General features: G+C 71.2%; 4 protein-coding genes. 3 read left to right on the top strand and 1 reads right to left on the bottom strand.

Going from position 1 to position 3,250, the window contains the following annotated elements; translation table 11 throughout:
- A partial coding sequence (locus ACFU99_RS38500; protein WP_384401817.1) for a hypothetical protein occupies nucleotides 1–183 on the top strand: 183 nt, incomplete at its 5' end.
- A 115-nt stretch (nucleotides 184–298) separates the two neighbouring features.
- On the opposite strand, the gene phoU is transcribed toward ACFU99_RS38500, so the two are convergent.
- On the bottom strand, nucleotides 299–997 hold the full coding sequence (gene phoU / locus ACFU99_RS38495; protein ID WP_384401814.1) for a phosphate signaling complex protein PhoU: 699 nt from the start codon (nucleotides 995–997) through the stop codon (nucleotides 299–301).
- 239 nt (nucleotides 998–1,236) lie between these two features.
- On the opposite strand from phoU, the gene ACFU99_RS38490 reads away from it, so the two are divergent.
- Both ACFU99_RS38490 and ACFU99_RS38485 read left to right on the top strand, forming a co-directional pair.
- Nucleotides 1,237–2,520: a sensor histidine kinase gene (locus ACFU99_RS38490; protein ID WP_384401811.1), complete on the top strand. Its 1,284-nt coding sequence runs from the start codon at nucleotides 1,237–1,239 to the stop codon at nucleotides 2,518–2,520.
- Nucleotides 2,517–3,197 carry a response regulator transcription factor gene (locus ACFU99_RS38485; protein ID WP_030009598.1) on the top strand — a complete coding sequence of 227 codons (681 nt, stop codon included), beginning with the start codon at nucleotides 2,517–2,519 and terminating at the stop codon, nucleotides 3,195–3,197. The genes ACFU99_RS38490 and ACFU99_RS38485 overlap by 4 nt, the downstream gene beginning before the upstream one ends.
- Nucleotides 3,198–3,250 lie beyond the last annotated feature (53 nt).

Genomic DNA, 3,250 nt, shown 5'->3' with positions numbered 1-3,250 from the left:
GGCCGGGGCCCCACATGGTGGTACGGGCTGTGCGTGACTCAGCCGCAGCTGCCGCCGCACTGGCATGGGCTGCCGGACTGGCAGCCGCATGAGCAGCCGGGGCCGCATTGGCAGCCGCTGAGCATGGGGGGCGATGTCGGGTCGCTGACGCTGACTATCGGACAAGGAGTGCCGGCCATGTAGTACCTCCTCGGAGGTGGTGCGAGGTGGTGCGCTGCCTGTCTCTCCAGTCAATGCCCGCAACGGCGGGCGCGTGAACGGCGCGTGGTAGCACTTTTCCGCACAGAGGGTCCTCGGGTCAGGTTCCCTCTATGCGGCCCGTGCCTCCCACCGGGTCCGTCTGTGCGGCCAGTTCGTCCGCGTGCTCGCCGGTGACCAGGTAGACCACGCGCTTGGCCACCGACACCGCGTGGTCCGCGAACCGCTCGTAATAGCGGCCGAGGAGCGTCACGTCGACGGCCGTCTCGATGCCGTGCTTCCAGCGGTCGTCCATCAGGTGCTGGAAGAGCGCGCGGTGCAGCAGGTCCATCGCGTCGTCGTCCTGCTCCAGCTGGAGCGCCAGGTCGACGTCCTTGGTGATGATCACCTCGGCCGCCTTGGCCATCAGCCGCTGCGCGAGCTGGCCCATCTCCAGGATCGTGGCGTGCAGATCGCGCGGCACCGCCCGCTCCGGGAAGCGGAGCCGGGCGAGCTTGGCGACGTGCTGCGCCAGGTCGCCGGAGCGCTCCAGGTCGGCGCTCATGCGCAGCGAGGTGACGACGATCCGCAGATCCGTGGCGACCGGCTGCTGGCGGGCCAGGAGCGCGATGGCCCGCGCCTCCAGGTCCCGCTGGAGGTCGTCCACCTTCTCGTCCGCCGCGATGACGGTCTCGGCGAGCTTGAGATCCGCGTCGAGGATCGCCGTGGTGGCGCGCCCGATCGCGGAGCCGACGAGCCGGGCCATCTCGACGAGGCCCTCGCCGATGGAATCCAGCTCCTCGTGGTACGCGTCCCGCATTCCGTGACCTTCCTTCTGTTCCGACGGCCGTCCGCGCCGGACGGAGAGCCCGGCGGAAGCGGCGGAGGCGGTTCCCGGGGTGCTGTGCCCCCACGCTCCCACGTTCGAGCCGCAACGCGTCCGGATCCGGCCCCCCGAGTGAACCGGCACTGTCGTGAAGGTGAACTCTGGGAGACGAGTGTTCGAGACCGCACCCATTTGGCTGTGGAGCTGTCGTACCCCCCGCATAACCTGGAGCCATGAACGTGGACGCGGCCGTCGCCGCAGCAGCAGCGATCGCCGGGCTGTGCACCGGTGTGATCGCGATGCTGGCGTTCCGCTGGAGCGAGCGCGACCAGGTGCGCCCGACCCGCAGCTCGCTGCATACGGACGCGGTCCTGCCGCCCGGCGTGGACACCGTGCTCTCCGTGCTGCGCTCCTCCGCGGTGGTGCTCGACGAGGGCGACGCCGTGGTCAAGGCCAGCTCCGCCGCGTACGCCCTCGGGCTGGTGCGCGGCGGGAAGCTCGCCGTGGAGCCCATGCTCCAGATGGCCCGCGACACCCGCCGGGACGGCGAGATACGCCAGGTCGAGCTGGACCTTCCCCGGCGCGGTACGGGCCGGGGCGACGCCCTCGCGGTGTCGGCCAGAGTGGCTCCGCTGGGCTCCCGGCTGGTGCTGCTGCTCGTTGAGGACCTCACCGAGGCCCGCCGGATAGAAGCGGTGCGCCGGGACTTCGTCGCCAACGTCAGCCATGAGCTCAAGACCCCCGTCGGCGCGCTCTCCCTCCTCTCGGAAGCCGTCATGGACGCCTCCGACGACCCGGAGGCCGTCACCCGCTTCGCCGGGCGCATGCAGATCGAGGCGACCCGGCTCACCAACCTGGTCCAGGAGCTCATCGACCTCTCCCGCGTCCAGAACGACGACCCGCTGGAGGACGCCGAGCCGGTCCGGGTCGACGAACTGGTCGCCGAGGCCATCGACCGGTGCCGCCACCAGGCCGGCACCAAGCAGATCACCATGGCCGCCGGCGGCACCGCCGACCTGCACGTCTGGGGCAACCGCGGCCAGCTCGCCGCTGCCCTCGGCAACCTCGTCGAGAACGCCGTCAACTACAGCCCGGCCCGTACCCGCGTGGGCATCGCCGCCCGCCGCATCGCCGCCCCCGGCGGCGCGCTGATCGAGATAGCCGTCACCGACCAGGGCATCGGCATCTCCGAGAAGGACCGCGAGCGCGTCTTCGAGCGGTTCTACCGAGTGGACCCGGCGCGCTCGCGCGCCACCGGCGGGACCGGCCTCGGCCTCGCCATCGTCAAGCATGTGGCCGCCTCGCACGGCGGGGAGGTCACGGTGTGGAGCTCCGAAGGCCAGGGCTCCACCTTCACCCTGCGGCTCCCGGAGGCGGGCACCGCCCGCGGCCGGGACCGCTCATCGAACGCAGGGACCGAGCCCGCGGGCCGGTCCGGGGGCGGCCTCGACGACGAGGACGGCCCGTACGAGACCTTCACCACCGAACATCTGCCTGCCCCGGAGGTCCTTCCGTGACCCGAGTGCTCGTTGTCGAGGACGAGGAATCGTTCAGCGACGCGTTGTCGTACATGCTCCGCAAGGAGGGTTTCGAGGTCGCCATCGCGGCCACCGGACCCGACGGGCTGGACGAGTTCGAACGAAACGGCGCCGACCTGGTGCTCCTCGACCTGATGCTGCCGGGGCTGCCCGGCACGGAGGTCTGCCGCCAGCTGCGCGGCCGCTCCAACGTCCCGGTCATCATGGTGACCGCCAAGGACAGCGAGATCGACAAGGTCGTCGGGCTGGAAATAGGAGCCGACGACTATGTGACCAAGCCCTTCTCCTCCCGCGAGCTGGTCGCCCGCATCCGGGCGGTCCTGCGGCGGCGCGGCGAGCCGGAGGAGGTCACCCCGGCCGCCCTGGAGGCCGGGCCCGTACGGATGGACGTGGACCGCCACGTCGTCACCGTCTCCGGCGGCAAGGTGGACCTGCCGCTCAAGGAGTTCGACCTGCTGGAGATGCTGCTGCGCAACGCGGGCCGGGTGCTGACCCGCATGCAGCTCATCGACCGGGTGTGGGGCGCCGACTACGTGGGCGACACCAAGACCCTCGACGTCCACGTGAAGCGGCTGCGCGCCAAGATCGAGCCCGACCCGGGCGCGCCGCGCTATCTGGTGACCGTCCGCGGCCTGGGCTACAAGTTCGAGCCGTAGGCCCGGCCCATAGGGACGTGCGTTGACGCCGCTGCCCGCCGACCCCGGAGAGG

The sequence above is a fragment of the Streptomyces sp. NPDC057654 genome, assembly GCF_042800135.1.
In the GTDB taxonomy this organism is placed as follows: domain Bacteria; phylum Actinomycetota; class Actinomycetes; order Streptomycetales; family Streptomycetaceae; genus Streptomyces.
The sequence above is the reverse complement of the archived record's forward strand: the minus strand, read 5'-3'. Positions and strand labels throughout refer to the sequence as shown.